We start from the raw sequence: 17,513 nt of genomic DNA, 5'->3' as shown, positions 1-17,513 counted from the left end.
ACCTCACCTTTTCATTAATTTATACTCATGACCTTCCCACTTGCCGAGCTTTGATAAATGGCTTCGATTATTTTTGAAACTTTCATGGCTTCCGATGGTTTTACCAATGGTTCTGCCAACCCCAGGCAGCTATTAATAAAGTTCTCTGCCTGTTGCAGGTCTGGTGTATCTTCCCCTGGCATCCATACTGCTTCACTATTTAAAAGCATGCCGTGCTTAGCCTGATTCAAGACTAGAGGGAACACATCAAGTCCGCCCTGCGTTCCGGATAAACTCAAAACAGTTGCTTCTTCACGGATATTCGCGGCCCAGGATGTTTCGAATAATAGCGATGCTCCGTTGGCAAATTTGATATATGCAGTGGCATGGTCATCCACTTCAAAAACCGAGGCATCGAAATTCCCCCATAAATTGACCTGATCGACACCCTTACTGACATAATTATATGTCGAACCTACGATTTCAATCGGTTCTGGGTCATCCATCAGCCATAATGCCAAATCAAGCAAATGGCAGCCGTAATCGATCACGCTTCCTCCGCCTTGCAATTCCTTGCTTGTAAAAACTCCCCATCCAGGGACTTTGCGTCGTCTGATTGCCTGTACACGCGCTACATACGGTTCACCGATCTCACCGGCCTGAATCATTTTTTTGGCAGCCTGAGCTTCCTTCATGAAGCGGTAATGATAAGCAGTCGATAACACTTTACCCGATATGTTTGCAGCCTCGGTTATTGCTAAACATTCCTCGGTTGTAATGGCCATCGGCTTTTCGCATAACACATGAACACCCGCTTGCAGAGCAGCAATGGAAATCTCCGCATGGAACTTGTTTGGCGTTGCAATCGTAACAGCATCCACTTCAGCAAACATTTCTTCATAATTGGTGAAAACCTTTTCGATATGAAATTCACGCGCCACTTCTCGCGCCTTCATTTCATCTATATCCTGAATGGCGTATAAAACCACTTTATCTTGAAATTTTTGAAAAGCTGGGATATGCCTTTTTTGGGCAATTCCGCCAGCACCGATAATACCCATTTTTAATTTGTACATGATGACTTTTAACCCCTTTATAAGCGGATGATTTTTCGGGATGCATTTGATTCCATCGCGCCAAGAATGACTTTTAATGATTTTAATCCTTCAACTCCTGAGACAAGAGGCTCCTCATTGTTCACCACACATTTTACAAAGTGGCTGATCACTTCGGAATCATGCTGTCCTTCTGAGTCATTAGTCTGGATGCTTCCTAATTGGATGGTTTCTGTCTTTCCATTATCATGATGGATGATAAGTGAGTATTTCGGATCGTCTTCAAGGCGCAATACCGCTTTTTCCGCATAAATGACCGTAGCATTGTCTTCTTTTGCATAAGACCAGCTGGCGGTAAGAGTTCCGATGATACCGCTCTCCGTCCGGAGGATACAGGCCGCACTGTCATCAACGTCTGTATTTTTCTTGGCAGTCGTTTCCACAAAGGCTCCCACTTCAACAAATTCTTCTCCAAGGATATACCGTAATAAATCAGCTTTATGAACGCCTAAATCTCCCATTGCACCAATGACTGCCTGATCCTTCTTAAAAAACCAGCTTTCCAGTCCGTCCACGCTCCAGGTTTCAGGCCCTGAATGTCCAAAAGCCGTCCGGAAGCTATAGACCTTCCCTAGCTCCCCGCTCTCAATAAGCTGTTTCGCTTTTTGATGAGAAGGAACAAAACGCTGATTATGACCAATCATTAGTATTTTGCCGCTTTTCGCTGCTGCTGCATTCATTTTTTCAGCGTCCACCAAAGAAGTAGCCATTGGTTTCTCACAAAGGACATGCTTACCAGCTTCCAGGGCCGCAACCGTGATGCGTGCATGCAGGTAATTCGGTGTACATACACTGATCGCTTCAATCTCCTCATTCTTCAAAAGTTCTATATAATCAGTATATGCTTGGGCGCCATACCTTTGTGCTGCTGCATTCGCCCGGTCCTGCACAATATCACAAACGGCAATGATCTCCGTTTCCAGATGTGCATCATACTCCGGAAAATGCCTGTTTTTTGCGATACTCCCGCATCCAATGACTCCTACCTTCACTTTGCCCATTTTGTTCTCTCCTTCACTTCATCTCTTTGCCTGAGATGGATTCCAACGGTTCGGCTTTCCCATAGTTCGTTACGACTCCAGATTCCGGCTTGACCCAATCAACGGCATTCTTAATTACTCGTTGAATCTCCGGATTATGGAAAGTAGGATATGTTTCATGACCTGGACGGAAATAGAAAATCTTCCCTTTTCCCCGCTGATACGTGCAGCCGCTTCTGAATATCTCCCCGCCTTCAAACCAACTGACGAATATTAATTGATCTGGTGCAGGAATATCAAAATGTTCCCCGTACATCTCTTCCTTCTCAAGCTCTATATATTCTCCGATTCCATCAACGATAGGATGACTGGGATCGACAACCCAAAGCCGTTCCTTTTCATCCGCGACCCGCCATTTCAAATCGCAAGTCGTGCCCATAAGTCGTTTGAAGATTTTTGAAAAATGACCGGAATGGAGGACGATGAGACCCATGCCCTCGAGTACTCGCTTGTGGACCCTTGCAATGATTTCATCCTGAACTTCATCATGTGCAACATGCCCCCACCAAAGAAGTACATCGGTTCGTTCCAGTGCTTCTTCCGTTAATCCATGCTCTTCTTCATCGAGAGTAGCGGTCCTCACCTCGACCTGCTCACTTTGTAAAAAGCCGGCAATTGCACCATGGATACCATCTGGGTATACTTTGGCTACTTCAGGCTTTGTTCTCTCGTGGCGAAACTCATTCCATACCAGGACTCTCATGAACAACCTCCTCCATTCAAGATTCATTTCACGGCAACTTGCTTTGCATGGTTTAACTATACCTCTTTATCCATAACGCAAACGTTTGCGTTAGGTGTGATCAAAATATAAGAACATACTTATTGACTTCAGTAAGTATGAATTTTCAAAAATAATAGTGATAATCTATATTGTAAATTTATGTTAGCAAAAATCAAGCTTTAATTGGTAAAACATTTCTACATTTTTCATTTAATTTCCTTTTCGGCAACAAAATGCGACTCCCGCTTTATGATTTTGGTAGGAATACTGATACTCTTTTCCATCATTTCCGGATTTGCAATTAGATCGAACACGCATTTTGCCGCCTCATACCCTAACTGATACGTATGGATATCAACCGTTGTCAGCGGCGTACTTAAAAATTCTATGAATTCTGAGTGGTTAAAACAGACGACGCTTATTTGCTGCGGCACTTTCAAGTTCTTTTCAGCTAACACTCCAAGCAAGAGAACACCCAATAAAAGATCCATAACCAAAAATGCGGTTGGTGCCTCTTTCAATTCCAGCAATTCGTCAATGGCATTTATTCCATCCGTTCGATTTAAAGGAATCAATTTGATATATTCCTGTCGCACATCCAGCCCGGCCTGTTCCATCGCTTGTTGAAAACCTGTCAAGCGGTCCTGGATCACCTCAAACTCGGGACTGCCCCCTAAAAAGGCGATTCGCTCATGTCCAAGACTTATTACAAACTCCGATACTTCCCTGGCCGCTTGAACATTATCGTTATCAATGAACGTGATTCCGCTCATGTTCGTACTTGGCTTCCCGATCAAAACGAACGGGAAGCCCTGCTTTAATAAATACGGCACCACTTTATCGTCCTTTTTAGAGTACAAAACAATCATGCCATCCACTCTTCTGCCCTGAACCATTTTCACGACATCCTCAAAGATGGCATCCTCCGTCTCGCCGGTTGTCAGGGAAAGACTGTACCCTTCTTTATTACAGAAATCCCCGATGCCTCGGATCACTTCTGGAAAAAAGGGATTATAAAGTGATTCCCTTGCCGAACTTTTCATGACGATCCCAATGGCCTTAGTTGACTTCGTGACTAAGTTCCGGGCATTTTCATTCATATGATAGCCCATTTCCTTTAATACCTTGCGTACTTTACGCTTTGTCTTTTCACTGATTGTCGGGCTGTTATGGATTACACGCGATACCGTTGATGGAGCGACATTTGCTTTTTTGGCAACGTCTTTTATAGTAACAGACAAATTCATCAACACTCCCCGTTAACCGCACATGGTTTAATATTCCCTATATTTAAATAGTTATTTAACTGCTCCATCTGCAATTCCTTTGATAATTTGCCTCTGAGCAAAAAAGTACGCAATGATGACTGGAATGATGGATAAGGTAAGTCCAGCCAAGGCAAGATGCCATTGCTTCGTATATTGACCGAAAAAGAAGAATAATTTAAGTGGGATGGTCTCCGATCCTGCGCCGCCAATAACAAGGGATGGCAGCAAATAGTCGTTCCATATCCAAATGACATTCAAGATCCCAACTGTAATGGACATCGGTTTTAATAATGGAAATATGATATACCAAAATACTTGAAAGCGGTTTGCACCATCAATCTTTGCTGCCTCATCAAGTGAGAGGGGAATCCCTTTTAAAGTACCATGATACAGGAATATGGAAAGACTGCAGCCAAAACCTAAATACATGAAAATCAGTCCGGCCTTGTTCAACATCCCCAGCTGTCCGAATTGGGCAACGAGCGGTATCATCACAGACTGAAACGGGATCAGCATGGCTGCTACAAACACAAAGAAAAGCAGGGAACTTATTTTACTTTTGTTTCGGGAAAGAGCGTATGCTGCCATCGCAGAAAAGATGATGATGATGACTACACTGACGCCCGATATCAATAAAGAATTGAATAAAGTCCGAAGGAAATCCAATTGCTCGAATGCTTGAGTGAAGTTTTCGAATGTCCAGGTTTCAGGCAGTCCCAGTGTATCGGCAAATATATCCCGTTTCATTTTAAAAGCATTGACAAGCATTAAATAAAACGGAGTGAGCCATAATATGGCCAAAATGAATCCGATGAATCCAATCAGCCACAATTTCCATTTTCCCCTCATTACAGCTCAACCTCCCGTTTTTTATTGAAATAGACTTGTGTCAGCGAAACGACCGCCACGATTACGAAAAAGATAACGGCTTTTGCCTGTGCATATGCCATATCGTTTTCGGTGAAGGCGGATTTTACAATGTTCATCGCAACCATTTCAGTTGAATTATAGGGAGCTCCATTCGTCAAAGAAAGGTTTTGATCATAGATCTTGAACGAGTGGGAAAGCGTCAAAAACAAACTGACGGTAAAAGCAGGTGCCACTAGTGGAAAAGTTATATGGCGAAAACGCTGGAAGCTGTTCGCTCCGTCAATTTTTGCCGCTTCTATCAAGTCTTCAGGAACAGCCTGCAGATAGGCAATATAAATGATCATGATATATCCGGCCATCTGCCAAGACGTTAAAATGATCAATCCCCAAAAACCTGTATCAGTCGTTGATAACCACCCATTAAATGCTTCGATCCCAGTCAAATCACCAATCGCACCGAAGACCTTAATAAAAATGAACTGCCAAATAAAGCCGAGAATCAAGCCGCCAATTAAATTGGGCATAAAGAAAACCGTCCGCAATATGTTGCTTGATTTAATTTTCGAAGTCACGATGAGGGCCAAACTTAATCCGATGATATTGATTACCACAATTGCCGCTACGGAAAATTTAATGGTGAACCAAAATGTATCAAGGAACCCTTTATCCGTAAACAAGTCTATATAATTCTTAAGACCAATGAAATCCGGAGTCCCTAAACCGTTCCAGTTCGTAAAGGAATAATAAAATCCGTATATGAGCGGCACGATCACAACCAAAATGAGTGCAGCAAGAACAGGTGTCAAAAACAGCCAATATGCGGCATCCCGATTTCTCAACGAAACCGACCTCCTTGAAATGATTTAATAGTTAATGGGTTTAGATCATGACTGTGTTATTTGATGTATCCCTTGTTGAGGCAAATTACCTCAGCGGCTTTTCTATAATAAGGAACAACCAATCGACACGTTTTTCATGCCGATTGGTCACTTGCATTTCCCAACACTTATTTGCTATGAATCTTCTCCCAATTTTCAATGTTCTGTTGGACAAGTTCCTCCCAAGTCAATTTACCAGTTACGTATTTTTGGACACTTGCACCAAGATCATCGTTCCAACCGACCGGATATCCATTAAACACCCAACCAATCGTATTTCCTTCTTGAGAGTATTTATAAATTTCTTTTGAAATTGGATCTGCAATTTTTTCTACATCATATCCTTCATAAGCAGGAATGAATTTAAAATCTTCCAAAACGGCTTTTTTCCCTGCTTCGGATGTATACATCCAGTCGAGGAACTTCTTCGCCGCTTCCTGTACCTTTTCATCCGATTTCTTGTTCACTGCCCAATAGTTCGGTACGCCGACCGGCATGCCTGCATTGTCTCCATTTGGAATCGGGATGATGCCAATTCCCTTTTCAGCTAACTCAGGGTCCATATCATAGACTGTGTTATACACCCAGTTACCTTGCTGAATGATTGCAACCTTTTCAAGCGAGAACAGCTCCTCCACTTGTTGGGAGTAATCAAGACTTGCTGTCGGCTGGACGGAATACTCATTTTGGATATCGACCAATTGCTTAAACTTGTCACCATCCGTGAATTTAACCGTTGGTGCCTTACTTGCTTCTAACACATTCCCATCAAACTCCGGTGATAAGAATACATTGGATAAATGGTTTCCTGTCACCCACTTCTCTTTTACCGGATATGCGAAAACTGCATCGATTTTCAATTTGTCTTTTTGTGAATCGATTTTCTTAACTGCCGCCTCTAAGGCTTCATAACTTGTAATTTCATCAGGATTAATTCCGGCTTCTTTAAATATTCGTTTGTTATAAATCAAGCCGTATCCTTCTTGGTTAAATGGAAGTCCAAGGACTTGCCCGTCCTCTTCCACGCCATCCAAAGTACCGTCAAGCGCTGCAGCAGCAGCCTTCGTGTCCTTTAAATCTGTTAATCTATCTTTATATTGTGCGACATCTACCGGTCCGCCAATGTTAAAAACCGCCGGCTCCTCACCTGAAGCGAACTTTGCCGTTATGGCAGATTTATAATCATTTCCGCCGCCGACTGTCGATACCTTGATCTTCACATTTGGATTTTCTTTTTCATATTGTTTTGCCAATGTCTCGAATTGCGACTTGAATTCTACCTTGAATTGAAATATATCGAGCGTCACGACATCCTTTGAGTCGCTGTTTCCGCCAGTTGAAGAAGAGCATCCAGCCAAAATCACACTAAAAATTAATAAAACAGTAAGAATTCCCCCGTACCATTTTTTACGCCTCATGCCTACCCACTCTCCCTTTTTCTCATAATATTCATGCAATTTTAAGAAAACGTTTGCATAAAATTAGTAAAATAAAAGCCTTTAATTCAATAAAATTCATAGTCTAGCGTACTTCTTTTACATCACCTCCTCACAAAAAAACGTTGCAAACGTTTACATTTATGCGCTTAATATTACCACCAAATTCCATACTTTACAATAAAATTGTAGTATATTGTAAAAAAAGGATGTTAAGAACTCTCTTAATCTAATTATATGATTCAGAAACCTTTGATTATTCCTTTATCCGATTATTTATCGTACGGGCCATTTTCATTCCTGGCATTATACGAAAAAAGGGAAACCCGTCGGTCCCCCTCTTTTCACTTCAATATCATTTTCACATTGGAAGGACCGTATTCATCCTTCAATTCATAATATTTATCGCTTGCTTGTCCAAATTCCTTAAACACACCGCTAATGATCAATTCATTTGTTTCCTTATCAACGACACTGTACTTGATATTGCTATTCCCAAACTTTCTGTCATCCACTTTTAAAAGGATCATCTTGGACACCTCCACATTTAATGGCTGCACTCCTCAGGGTGTGTGGTTTCTTACTTACATAATATAACAAATTATTCCGAATTTACAGATTTTTCGCAATGCAAAATAAAAAAGCCTAATTAGGCCTTTTCATTTCGCTTATACCTTACTAGCATCAGGACTTCGAGATATCCAGGAATCCTTCACCAAATACGTCCCGAACGTCATGTATGGCTATAAAAGCATTGCTATCCGTTGACTGCACTATTCTCTTTAACTTTAGCACCTCTTGCTTACTTATAACGATATATAAAATATCCTTGGATGCCTTTGTATAGTATCCATGACCGCTAAAAACAGTGACCCCCCGGTCCATCAATTCGGTAACTTGTTTTGCAATCTGGTCCGCTTCATTTGAAATGATGGTAATCGCTTTTTTCGGGTTCAATCCCTCAATGATGAATTCCATCGTTTTTGTTCCAATATAAAGCATAAGGATAGTGAGCATCAGACCTTCTGCACCAATGATGAAATAAGATGAGAACGCAACGATTAAATCGAAAAACAGAAGTCCATAGCTTAAGCTCCATCCCAAATACTTATTCGTAATTCGGGCCAGGATCGTCGTACCGGCAGTAGTGCCCCCAACACGAATGATCATGCCAATTCCTGCACCGGCAAAAACCCCGCCAAATATTGCATTGATGACCAATTCATCTGAAGATATCGTCCAACTTTCGGTTAAATGAAGGAAAAGTGAATTAAATGCAACGGCTACGATTGTATATACCGTTGTTAATTTCGACAAAAATTTATAACCGACAATGAGCAGGAAAGCGTTAATGATCAAACTTAACAGCCCTGGTGACCATTCAAAAAGATAAAACAAAATGATGGTTATCCCCGTGACTCCTCCCTCACCAAGCTCATTGGGAATGACGAAAAGATTTATTGCCAAAGCAAAAATAAAAGCTCCTATTAATATAAAGAAAACATCCAAAGAAATCTTTTTCATATTTATTACCCTTCCTTTATCTAATGGTTAATGTGAATTCCGTTAATTTCACTGCTCTATAGTAACATGGAATTCCATTTAATCCTTCAAAGATTTGAAGGTTTAACAAAAAGACTACCTAGTAAGTTAGATTATCTTCAATGAACGAGCTTAATACATACAAAGTCACTATTTTCACTAAGCTTTTTTATTCATTAGCTTAACAAAGCCGCTGCCCGATTCTCCTTAAATGTTCTGGCTTGGATCAAAATAACCAACCAGCTTTTTTTGACCCTTGATTTCTCCGAGATTAATGGATTATTAATTTATTCTCATGCTCCTTTTCAAAGCTTGACAGTTTCATTGAGTCATGATTAGAATGTTTTATATGTTAACTTATATCAATTTTAGTTGACATATAAAAAAGGAGAATGGCCATGTACAGTGAAAAACAATTACCTTGTTGGGAAGAAAAAATAAAAAAAGAACTCGCTCATTTAGAAGAGATTTCGCAAAAGCGTGAACTCGTATCAACCGTATGTGCCGAGCAGCCTTGGCTTACGATCAACGGGTGCAGGATGCTTAATCTGGCTTCTAATAACTATTTAGGATATGCAGGAGATGAGCGGCTGAAAAAGGCTATGGTTGATGCAGTACTTACATATGGTGCAGGAGCAACGGCTTCACGTTTAATTGTTGGCAATCATCCTCTTTACGAGCAGGCGGAACAAGCTCTTGTCAATTGGAAGAAAGCCGAAGCAGGACTCATCATCAACAGTGGATATAACGCGAACCTTGGAATAATCTCCACCCTGCTGTCCCGTAACGATATTATTTATAGCGATAGATTGAATCATGCAAGCATTGTCGATGGAGCTCTTTTAAGCCGTGCAAAGCATATACGCTATCGTCATAATGATTTAGACCACTTAGAAGCATCTTTGAAAAAATCACCGATTGAAGCACGTAAATTAATCGTGACGGATACGGTCTTCAGTATGGATGGTGACTTTGCTTTTCTTGAAGACCTTGTTCGGTTAAAGGAACGTTATAACGCACTGTTAATGACAGATGAAGCACATGGAAGCGGCATCTACGGTAAAAACGGTGAAGGCTATGCCGGTCACCTCCATCTTCAAAATAAAATAGATATCCAAATGGGAACATTCAGTAAAGCGCTCGGTTCATTCGGGGCCTATGTTGTCGGGAAAAAATGGCTCATCGACTATTTAAAAAATCGCATGCGCGGATTCATATATTCAACTGCACTCCCCCCGGCCATACTCGGTGCTATAAAAACAGCGATTGAACTTGTACAGCAAGAACCAGAACGCCGCTCACTGCTCCAAACACACTCAGAACACTTTAGACAAGAACTCACATATTACGGGTTTAATATTTGCGGAAGCCAATCACAAATTGTTCCTATCGTCATCGGGGAAAACGAAAAAGCGATGGAATTTGCCGCACGTTTGCAGAAAGAAGGAATTGCCGCTATCGCTGTCAGGCCGCCGACCGTTCCTGAAAATGAAGCGAGAATCCGGTTTACCGTAACGGCTCTCCACGATAAAAAAGATCTTGATTGGGCAGTTGAAAAAGTTTCGATCATTGGAAAAGAAATGGGTGTTGTTGAATGAAACAGCCGAATTTAGTCGTGCTTCCTGGCTGGGGAATGGAAAAAGATGCGTTTCAACCGTTAATCAAACCGCTGTCAGAAATATTTCACCTTTCATTTATAGATTGGAGAGATATGAAAGCACTAAATGACTTTGAAGAACGAGTCATGGACTCAATCGCTTCCCTCGATGGTCCTGTTTATTTACTGAGTTGGTCATTAGGATCACTAGTATCACTTGAACTTTCAAGTTCGTATCGAGAAAAAATAAACGGTTTTATCCTTTTTGGCGCAACCAGTCGGTTCACTACAGGAAAAAATTATTCATTTGGCTGGGATCCACGAATGGTCGAGCGCATGAAGAAACAACTGCAGCGCAATAAAGAGAAGACTTTGTCTTCCTTCTATGAAGCAATGTTTTCCGATGCTGAAAAAGAAGCAGGTTTTCATAATCAATTCATCAACACAATTCAACGCGAGTTTCATGGAGATGATGTGTTTTCGCTTCTGATTGGTCTGGATTATTTACTTCAGAAAGATGCTAGAGCAAGACTCGACCGGATTGAAGCCCCCTTTATATTGCTTCATGGGAGGGAAGACAAAATTTGTCCACTTGAAGCCTCATCCTTCATTAAAGAAAATCTGGGTGGGAAAGCCGAGCTTCATATTATTGAAGGTGCTGGCCATATTCCATTTCTCACAAAACCTCAGGAATGTATGGAGCATATAAAAACATTTATTCAAAAGGAGTACGTTCATGATTGATAAACGATTGTTAAGCAAGCGGTTCAGTGAACACGCGAAAACATATGATGCGTATGCCAATGTTCAAAAAAACATGGCAAAACAATTAGTGGATTTGCTTCCTCAAAAAAACACCAATCATAAAATCAATATTCTTGAAATCGGCTGCGGCACCGGTTACTTAACCAGGTTACTCCTCAAAACATTCCCTAATGCCGCCATTACGGCTGTTGATATTGCACCAGGAATGGTTGAAGTGGCGAAAGGAATGACAAAGGAGGACCGTGTTACATTTTTATGTACGGATATTGAAGAAATGGCGCTTAATGAAAATTACGACTTGATTATTTCCAATGCAACGTTTCAATGGCTGAATGCTCTTCCTGCAACCCTTGAAAAACTGTTTACACGATTAACGGCCGAAGGAAACCTGATATTTTCAACGTTCGGAATAGATACCTTTCAAGAGCTTCATAGGTCATATGAACATGCGAAGGAAAAGCTTCAGCTTTCCATGGATAGTTCACCAGGCCAAATGTTTTACACTCTGGAAGAATTATCTCAGATTTGTGAAGCTGCAATCCCCTATTCATCAGCAGTCCCAATCGAGATAACAAAAATAGAAAAGCTTGAACTGGAGTACTTTCAGACAGTACGTGAATTTTTCACTTCAATTAAAAAGATTGGTGCTGCTAACAGCAACAAAGAAAACTATTGCCAGCGCCCTTCCTTTTTTCGAGAGTTAATCAACATTTACGACACACAATACCGAAATCAATCAGGTGTGAAAGCAACCTATCACTGCTTGTTTTTTAAAATAAAAAAACATGATTAATCCGAAGATAACCATCTGGGATACAAGCAAAGTATTATACATAATTGCAAATCGTTTATATAAAGGTAACGACTAGTATTCCAACCGCTTACTGTATTAACCATTCCCTTCAAGCAATTCAGGCCGCCGCCACTCCTAATTCCTTTGGAGAGGCGGCGGCCTTTTACGTATAACTTCATCCAAATACCTTGCCATCTGTAATATTGACCACTCGATCACATAAATCTAACATTCTTTCATCGTGCGTTACCATGATGGCCGCTTTATTTCTTGATTTCACCTCATGTGCAAGCATTTCAACAACATCCCTGCCTCTTTTGGAATCAAGACTTGCCGTTGGTTCATCCGCTAAAATGATTTCTGGATCATTCATCAGCGAACGGGCGATGGCTACACGCTGCCGCTCACCGCCCGACAGTGCTTCTGGCAGGTGATCTGCCCGATGTCCAAGTCCAAGGTGGCTAAGCAATTCGTCCGCTTTTTTCACAGTTTTTTTATCTCGCTTGCCAATCAGTTCAGAAAGTAGCAGAAGCTGATCTCGTACGGAGAGATATGGCACAAGATTCGACGATTGGAATACAAACCCGATCTTTTCAAGGCGCACTCGAGTCAATTCTTTTGGGGATAGTGTTGTAATATCCCCACCATTCAGCAGTAAGCGACCTTTGCTCGGGGATAGTAACGCACCTGCTATTGATAGGAAAGTACTTTTTCCTGAGCCTGAAGGACCCACGATGGCGACGAATTCCCCCGCTCTCACATTCAGGGAAATATTATCAAGGGCTATCACCTTATTAACGCCTTCCCCATAAATCTTACTGACGTTTTCAAATAATAGTTTATCCCCCATCATGATACCCTCCCAATTGCTTCGATCGCATCTATCTTCGCTACTCGGTATAGTGATAGCAGCGAACCCAATATGGATACAACCAAAAGTAACACGGAGTATTTAATGACCAAGTCGGTACTCAATTCAAATGGCATTCCTTCTGGCATGATTAAAGTGACGACATATGTCAGTGCAACACTGATGGCGATGCATGTCACGGCAAGCAGCGTTACTTGACCAACGATGCTTTTTGCCAGGTAGCCCGTATTTGCCCCGAGTGCCTTAAGGACACCAAATTGATTCGTCTTCTGTAAGGTAATCACATAAAAGAATACTGCCAAAACGAAAGCTGCAATGACAAACAAGAAGACAATCATCATCGTCAATGTGCCCTGTTCCTCTTTGAACCCTGGTATACTTTGAAGTGATTCTTCTTTCGAAATGAGCGTTACGCCTTCAGGCAATGATTCACGTACATTCTCTTCTGACTTCGAATCCATTTGCACGGCTATTGTGCTGATTGAGTCTTTTCCTTGATTTTTCAATGCTGGGTTAATCTCCTGCCACCCCGTAACATTCATGTAAACTACCGGTGTATGGCTATAAGACTGCTTTTCAGTAAAACCAACAATGGTGAAAATCTTACCAGATAGGTCATCTTTGAGTGAATCACCCAATTTATAACCGACTTCCTTCAAAGAACGATCTGCAACGACTTCACCTTGTTTCTTATTGTCATAGCTCGTTCCTTCTATGACCTTCGGTGCTAAAATACCACTGGCATCGGTCGCAAAAATCGTGACATCCGTTTTCTCCGAAGAGCCGACTTTATTCAATGTGATCATCATTTGCCCAAGTCCTTCGGCTGCTTTAACATCCGAAGAAGCCCGGATTTCATCTAGATTTTCCATCGATATGATCGATCGGTTCAATTTATTTTTAGAGTCATGCTCCATAACAAAATAGTCGGCCTTCATGTTTTGTATGGATGAAGCATTATCTGAAGAAAGTCCATTAGCTAATCCTGAAATGATAAACACAAGCAAAGCGACCAATATCATGATCAGTCCAATCAGCAGATAACGTAATTTTGAATGCTTTAGTTCACGTATTGCCAAAAACATCATTTCATCTCCCTTTCCTTTTGTTTACCGATCATTGAATCGGTATGACCCGATTGTAAACAATCAATATGAATGGAAGATGAACAACTGATTACATAAGGGGCAGCCGTATATAAAAAGTGGTCCCTTTACCAAGTTCGCTTTGAACTTCGATCATTCCCCCATGAAGTTCAACCGTCTTCCTCGTAATCGAAAGTCCTAAGCCGCTTCCGGTTTCACTCCTGTTCCTCACTTTGTCGACTTTATAAAAGCGATCAAGGATATAAGGGAGGTCTTCTTCTGGAATTCCGATGCCCGTATCCGCGATAATCACTTCAACAGCACTGCCTATTCTTTTAATCCGAATATCGATCGAACTGCCGCTTTCCGAGTATTTAATGCTATTGGTTATCAAATTCGTCCAAACTTGATTTAAAAGTTTTTCATCTGCAGAAATGACGGTTGACGGCAAATCCATTTCGATCACCATATCTTTTTCCCGCCAATTCCATTCCAGCATCAACAACACTTGCCGGATTTGCTGCGCTAAATCAAAATTTGTCCGTTGCAGCGGATCTTCTGCTTTATCCAACGAAGCAAGCATGAGCAGCTGTTTGCTTAACGATGACATGCGCCTGCTTTCTTTTTCAATGATGGACAAGTACTGATTTCTTTGTTCTTTTGTTAATTCCTCCGATTGGAGGGTTTGAGAAAAACCTTGGATGGATGCAAGCGGAGATTGAATTTCATGAGAAACATTTGAAACGAATTCCTGTCTCATATCATCTAACCGCTGTATGCTTTGAGTCATTTTCGAGAAATGTTGAGCCAAATCCCCAATTTCATCACTGCGGGTGACATTCAATTCACTACTATAATCCCCATCAGCGATTCTCTTTGTAGCTTCTGTTAATTTCGTAATTGGCTTAACGATGAAACGCGTGTTAATAATAACAAATAAAAAACTGAGCAGGAGCGTAAGTACGAGCAAAACAGAAAGGTAAAAGCGGAACTCTCCAAACTGCAGCTCTATATTCGGCCTTACAAACAAGGCATATTTCTCGCCATCCACATTAATTGGGACCCCAATGCTATTAATTAAAACATCTTCAAAAAATCCGGTAATAAATAACCCATTATTATAATTGGCGATCCCTTGATAGGTTTTCCCGTTCAAAACTCCTGATATCGTGTCGCGATCCAAACTCGCTTCCCGAAACGGCTCACCATATAAAGTTCCTTCACCCTGCTCATTAAATAGATACATTTGATAGTGCAAACCTGCAATATGGTTTAAATACGCATCAATATCCTGATCAGGATTCTCCTCATATAAGGAGACAATCTCACTTGCGACTTTGCTTATTTTCTCACCATTGTTGGGTTTTTGAACCTGATGATAATAAACATTGGAAATTAAAAAAGCGATGACACTGGCAAGCACCATGATCAAAATGGTTTGAATAACTATCCTGAAATAGAGTGTTTTCACTTCTTGTTGACCTCCAGTTTATAACCTAATCCACGGACAGTCGTTATGACAAAGTCATCGGTCCGCCCGGCAAAACGTTCCCTCAACCGTTTAACATGGACATCAACCGTTCGATCATCCCCTGCAAAATCAGCACCCCAAACCAGTTCAATAAGCTGCTCACGCGTAAAGACCTGATCTGGAAAACTCCCCAGCTGAGCCAGCAGCTCAAATTCCTTAAGCGGCAGGAGCAGCGTATTCCCCTTTATTCGCACTTCGTAACTTTTACGGTCAATCACAGTTTGATTCAATGATATCGATTCAGAATTCACCAGACGGTACCTTCGCATTAGCGCTTTTATCCGAAATAGAAGTTCCCTTGGCTCAAACGGCTTTACTAGGTAATCATCCGTACCTGCAAAGTACCCCTTTTCCTTATCGATAAGTTGATCTTTAGCTGTCAATAAAATTACGGGCAGATCATATTGATCCCGGATTTCCTTACAAAGATCCAGTCCGTTTTTATACGGCATCATAATATCGACAACAGCCAGATGGATCCGTTCCTTCTCCAGTAGCAAGGAAGCTTCATTCCCGTCCTTCGCTTCGAATACCATGTACCCTTCCTTTTCCAAGTGAAATTTAAGCAACTCCCGAATATGCCGATCATCATCCGCAATTAATATATGTATCAAAGAAACCACATCTCCACTTCTTTTATAGCCCTGGCTAAACATACAATAGCAATAATTAAACATGTAAAACAACAAATACTAATTCTAACTCAGTTCCTTATAAACTAGTTTGCCACTAATATACAGCACCCTCTTATTTTTTTAAAAAGATAAAGTAAAAAAGCGAACAGAATCTAAAAACCCTGTCCGCTTTTTTCCTATAGTAAATCGTCATATTCATACTAGTTCAGCCGTAATGATATTTTTATTGCCCAAAAGGGTTTTAAATATTCTGAATATAAATTATAATTGTTTTATTTTAAAACATCTAGGAGGTCACTATGGGAGTAGTAGAGAAAATCAGCGGATTTGCTGGTAAAACGTTTACCTTATGGGTCATTTTATTTGCAGTTATTGCGTATATCTTACCTAATCATTTTATATGGATTGGAGCCTATATTGTTCCATTATTGGGAATTGTCATGTTTGGCATGGGACTTACATTATCAGCATCGGATTTTAAAGAAGTATTCCGACGGCCGAAAGAAGTCGCACTAGGGGTAGCAGGACATTTTATCATTATGCCCTTATTGGCATTTGTATTAGCAATAGGGTTCGATTTGCCCAAAGAAGTGGCTGTTGGTGTTATTTTGGTAGGATGTTGCCCTAGTGGAACAGCTTCAAATGTCATGGTGTTTCTTGCGAGAGGAAATGTTGCGCTTGCAGTTGCCATTGCTTCTGTTTCCACTATTCTAGCACCTATCGTAACTCCCCTGCTTATTCTGCTCTTGGCAAGTAAATGGGTCAATATCAGTATTGGGTCGTTATTCATTTCGATCATTCAAGTGGTGATCATCCCACTGCTGCTTGGATTCATCGTTAAAAAGTTTTTCGGCAAACAAGCAGAGGCCGGTGCAAAGGCTTTACCTCTAGTATCAGTCATTTCAATCGTCCTGATTGTATCTGCCGTAGTAGCTGGCAGCCAAGCTCAGCTGGCTAAAACAGGTTTGCTGATTTTTGCAGTAGTCGTTCTTCATAATGTTCTTGGCTTTTTACTCGGCTTTTTCTTTGCTCGTTTATGCGGAATGGATTTAGCCAAACAGAAAGCTGTTGCAATGGAGGTTGGTATGCAGAACTCTGGTTTAGGTGTAGCTATAGCCACAGCCCACTTCTCGCCTTTGGCCGCTGTACCTAGTGCCATCTTCAGTGTTTGGCATAATATATCAGGCTCCGTTCTAGCCTTTATTTTCAGTCGCATGAAAGATAAGAAAAAAGTAGGGACCGTTAAAAATAATTCGATAAAAACAGACGCATCATAATATGTTGGAGATGAACCAAAACAAATAATCCGGAGAGTTTTTTGCCTCCTTAATTAAATTAGTAAATTGAGCCGATTGAGTGAATCGGCTTTTTTTGTGCATTAACC

The 17,513-nt window shown here is 41.0% G+C and carries 17 protein-coding genes; 4 read left to right on the top strand and 13 right to left on the bottom strand.

From position 1 onward, the window contains the following. Positions 1 to 14: 14 nt before the first annotated feature. The 9 genes from ABOA58_RS02580 to ABOA58_RS02540 all read right to left on the bottom strand — a co-directional run bounded on the left by ABOA58_RS02580 (position 15) and on the right by ABOA58_RS02540 (position 8,834). Positions 15 to 1,055 carry a Gfo/Idh/MocA family protein gene (locus ABOA58_RS02580; protein ID WP_034305944.1) on the bottom strand — a complete coding sequence of 347 codons (1,041 nt, stop codon included), beginning with the start codon at positions 1,053 to 1,055 and terminating at the stop codon, positions 15 to 17. 17 nt (positions 1,056 to 1,072) lie between these two features. Continuing rightward, positions 1,073 to 2,095 (bottom strand): Gfo/Idh/MocA family protein, encoded by a 1,023-nt coding sequence (locus ABOA58_RS02575; RefSeq protein WP_350301083.1) that lies wholly within the window; start codon positions 2,093 to 2,095, stop codon positions 1,073 to 1,075. Positions 2,096 to 2,108: 13 nt separating this feature from the next. Continuing rightward, a complete protein-coding gene (locus ABOA58_RS02570) occupies positions 2,109 to 2,837 on the bottom strand; it encodes a ThuA domain-containing protein (protein WP_350301082.1) in 729 nt (242 codons plus the stop codon). Positions 2,838 to 3,064: 227 nt separating this feature from the next. Continuing rightward, the gene (locus tag ABOA58_RS02565; protein WP_350302772.1) at positions 3,065 to 4,099 is read right to left on the bottom strand and encodes a LacI family DNA-binding transcriptional regulator; all 1,035 of its coding nucleotides are present in this window, start codon (positions 4,097 to 4,099) and stop codon (positions 3,065 to 3,067) included. A gap of 57 nt (positions 4,100 to 4,156) precedes the next feature. Further along, the gene (locus ABOA58_RS02560) at positions 4,157 to 4,975 is read right to left on the bottom strand and encodes a carbohydrate ABC transporter permease (protein ID WP_101224962.1); all 819 of its coding nucleotides are present in this window, start codon (positions 4,973 to 4,975) and stop codon (positions 4,157 to 4,159) included. Next, positions 4,975 to 5,835 carry a carbohydrate ABC transporter permease gene (locus ABOA58_RS02555; RefSeq protein WP_098370419.1) on the bottom strand — a complete coding sequence of 287 codons (861 nt, stop codon included), beginning with the start codon at positions 5,833 to 5,835 and terminating at the stop codon, positions 4,975 to 4,977. Before ABOA58_RS02555 ends, ABOA58_RS02560 begins: the two co-directional genes overlap by 1 nt. Before the next feature lie 167 nt (positions 5,836 to 6,002). After that, positions 6,003 to 7,292, bottom strand: a complete 1,290-nt coding sequence (locus ABOA58_RS02550) for an ABC transporter substrate-binding protein (RefSeq protein ID WP_350301081.1) — start codon at positions 7,290 to 7,292, stop codon at positions 6,003 to 6,005. A 362-nt stretch (positions 7,293 to 7,654) separates the two neighbouring features. After that, on the bottom strand, positions 7,655 to 7,840 hold the full coding sequence (locus tag ABOA58_RS02545) for a hypothetical protein (protein ID WP_350301080.1): 186 nt from the start codon (positions 7,838 to 7,840) through the stop codon (positions 7,655 to 7,657). Positions 7,841 to 7,994: 154 nt separating this feature from the next. Then, the gene (locus ABOA58_RS02540; RefSeq protein ID WP_350301079.1) at positions 7,995 to 8,834 is read right to left on the bottom strand and encodes a YitT family protein; all 840 of its coding nucleotides are present in this window, start codon (positions 8,832 to 8,834) and stop codon (positions 7,995 to 7,997) included. 416 nt (positions 8,835 to 9,250) lie between these two features. Between ABOA58_RS02540 and bioF the strand changes: the two genes are divergently transcribed. From bioF to bioC, 3 genes are read left to right on the top strand one after another with little or no spacing between them, the layout of a single operon-like run. Further along, positions 9,251 to 10,450, top strand: a complete 1,200-nt coding sequence (gene bioF, locus ABOA58_RS02535) for an 8-amino-7-oxononanoate synthase (protein WP_350301078.1) — start codon at positions 9,251 to 9,253, stop codon at positions 10,448 to 10,450. Beyond that, the gene (locus ABOA58_RS02530; protein WP_350301077.1) at positions 10,447 to 11,193 is read left to right on the top strand and encodes an alpha/beta fold hydrolase; all 747 of its coding nucleotides are present in this window, start codon (positions 10,447 to 10,449) and stop codon (positions 11,191 to 11,193) included. Before bioF ends, ABOA58_RS02530 begins: the two co-directional genes overlap by 4 nt. Further along, complete coding sequence (gene bioC, locus ABOA58_RS02525) at positions 11,186 to 12,007, top strand: malonyl-ACP O-methyltransferase BioC (protein WP_350301076.1); 822 nt, start codon at positions 11,186 to 11,188, stop codon at positions 12,005 to 12,007. The genes ABOA58_RS02530 and bioC overlap by 8 nt, the downstream gene beginning before the upstream one ends. Before the next feature lie 175 nt (positions 12,008 to 12,182). On the opposite strand, the gene ABOA58_RS02520 is transcribed toward bioC, so the two are convergent. From ABOA58_RS02520 to ABOA58_RS02505, 4 genes are all read right to left on the bottom strand, one after another. Beyond that, positions 12,183 to 12,860 carry an ABC transporter ATP-binding protein gene (locus ABOA58_RS02520; RefSeq protein WP_350301075.1) on the bottom strand — a complete coding sequence of 226 codons (678 nt, stop codon included), beginning with the start codon at positions 12,858 to 12,860 and terminating at the stop codon, positions 12,183 to 12,185. Further along, positions 12,857 to 13,963 carry an ABC transporter permease gene (locus tag ABOA58_RS02515; RefSeq protein WP_350301074.1) on the bottom strand — a complete coding sequence of 369 codons (1,107 nt, stop codon included), beginning with the start codon at positions 13,961 to 13,963 and terminating at the stop codon, positions 12,857 to 12,859. The genes ABOA58_RS02520 and ABOA58_RS02515 overlap by 4 nt, the downstream gene beginning before the upstream one ends. 91 nt (positions 13,964 to 14,054) lie before the next feature. Further along, entirely contained in the window at positions 14,055 to 15,434 is a 1,380-nt protein-coding gene (locus ABOA58_RS02510) for a sensor histidine kinase (RefSeq protein WP_350301073.1), read from the bottom strand. Then, a complete protein-coding gene (locus ABOA58_RS02505) occupies positions 15,431 to 16,108 on the bottom strand; it encodes a response regulator transcription factor (protein ID WP_350301072.1) in 678 nt (225 codons plus the stop codon). Before ABOA58_RS02505 ends, ABOA58_RS02510 begins: the two co-directional genes overlap by 4 nt. Positions 16,109 to 16,428: 320 nt before the next feature. On the opposite strand from ABOA58_RS02505, the gene ABOA58_RS02500 reads away from it, so the two are divergent. Continuing rightward, the gene (locus tag ABOA58_RS02500; protein ID WP_137018575.1) at positions 16,429 to 17,406 is read left to right on the top strand and encodes a bile acid:sodium symporter family protein; all 978 of its coding nucleotides are present in this window, start codon (positions 16,429 to 16,431) and stop codon (positions 17,404 to 17,406) included. Positions 17,407 to 17,513: the final 107 nt, after the last annotated feature.

Source organism: Peribacillus frigoritolerans (genome assembly GCF_040250305.1).
Classification (GTDB): domain Bacteria; phylum Bacillota; class Bacilli; order Bacillales; family DSM-1321; genus Peribacillus.
This window is presented reverse-complemented; position numbering and strand designations above follow the sequence as displayed.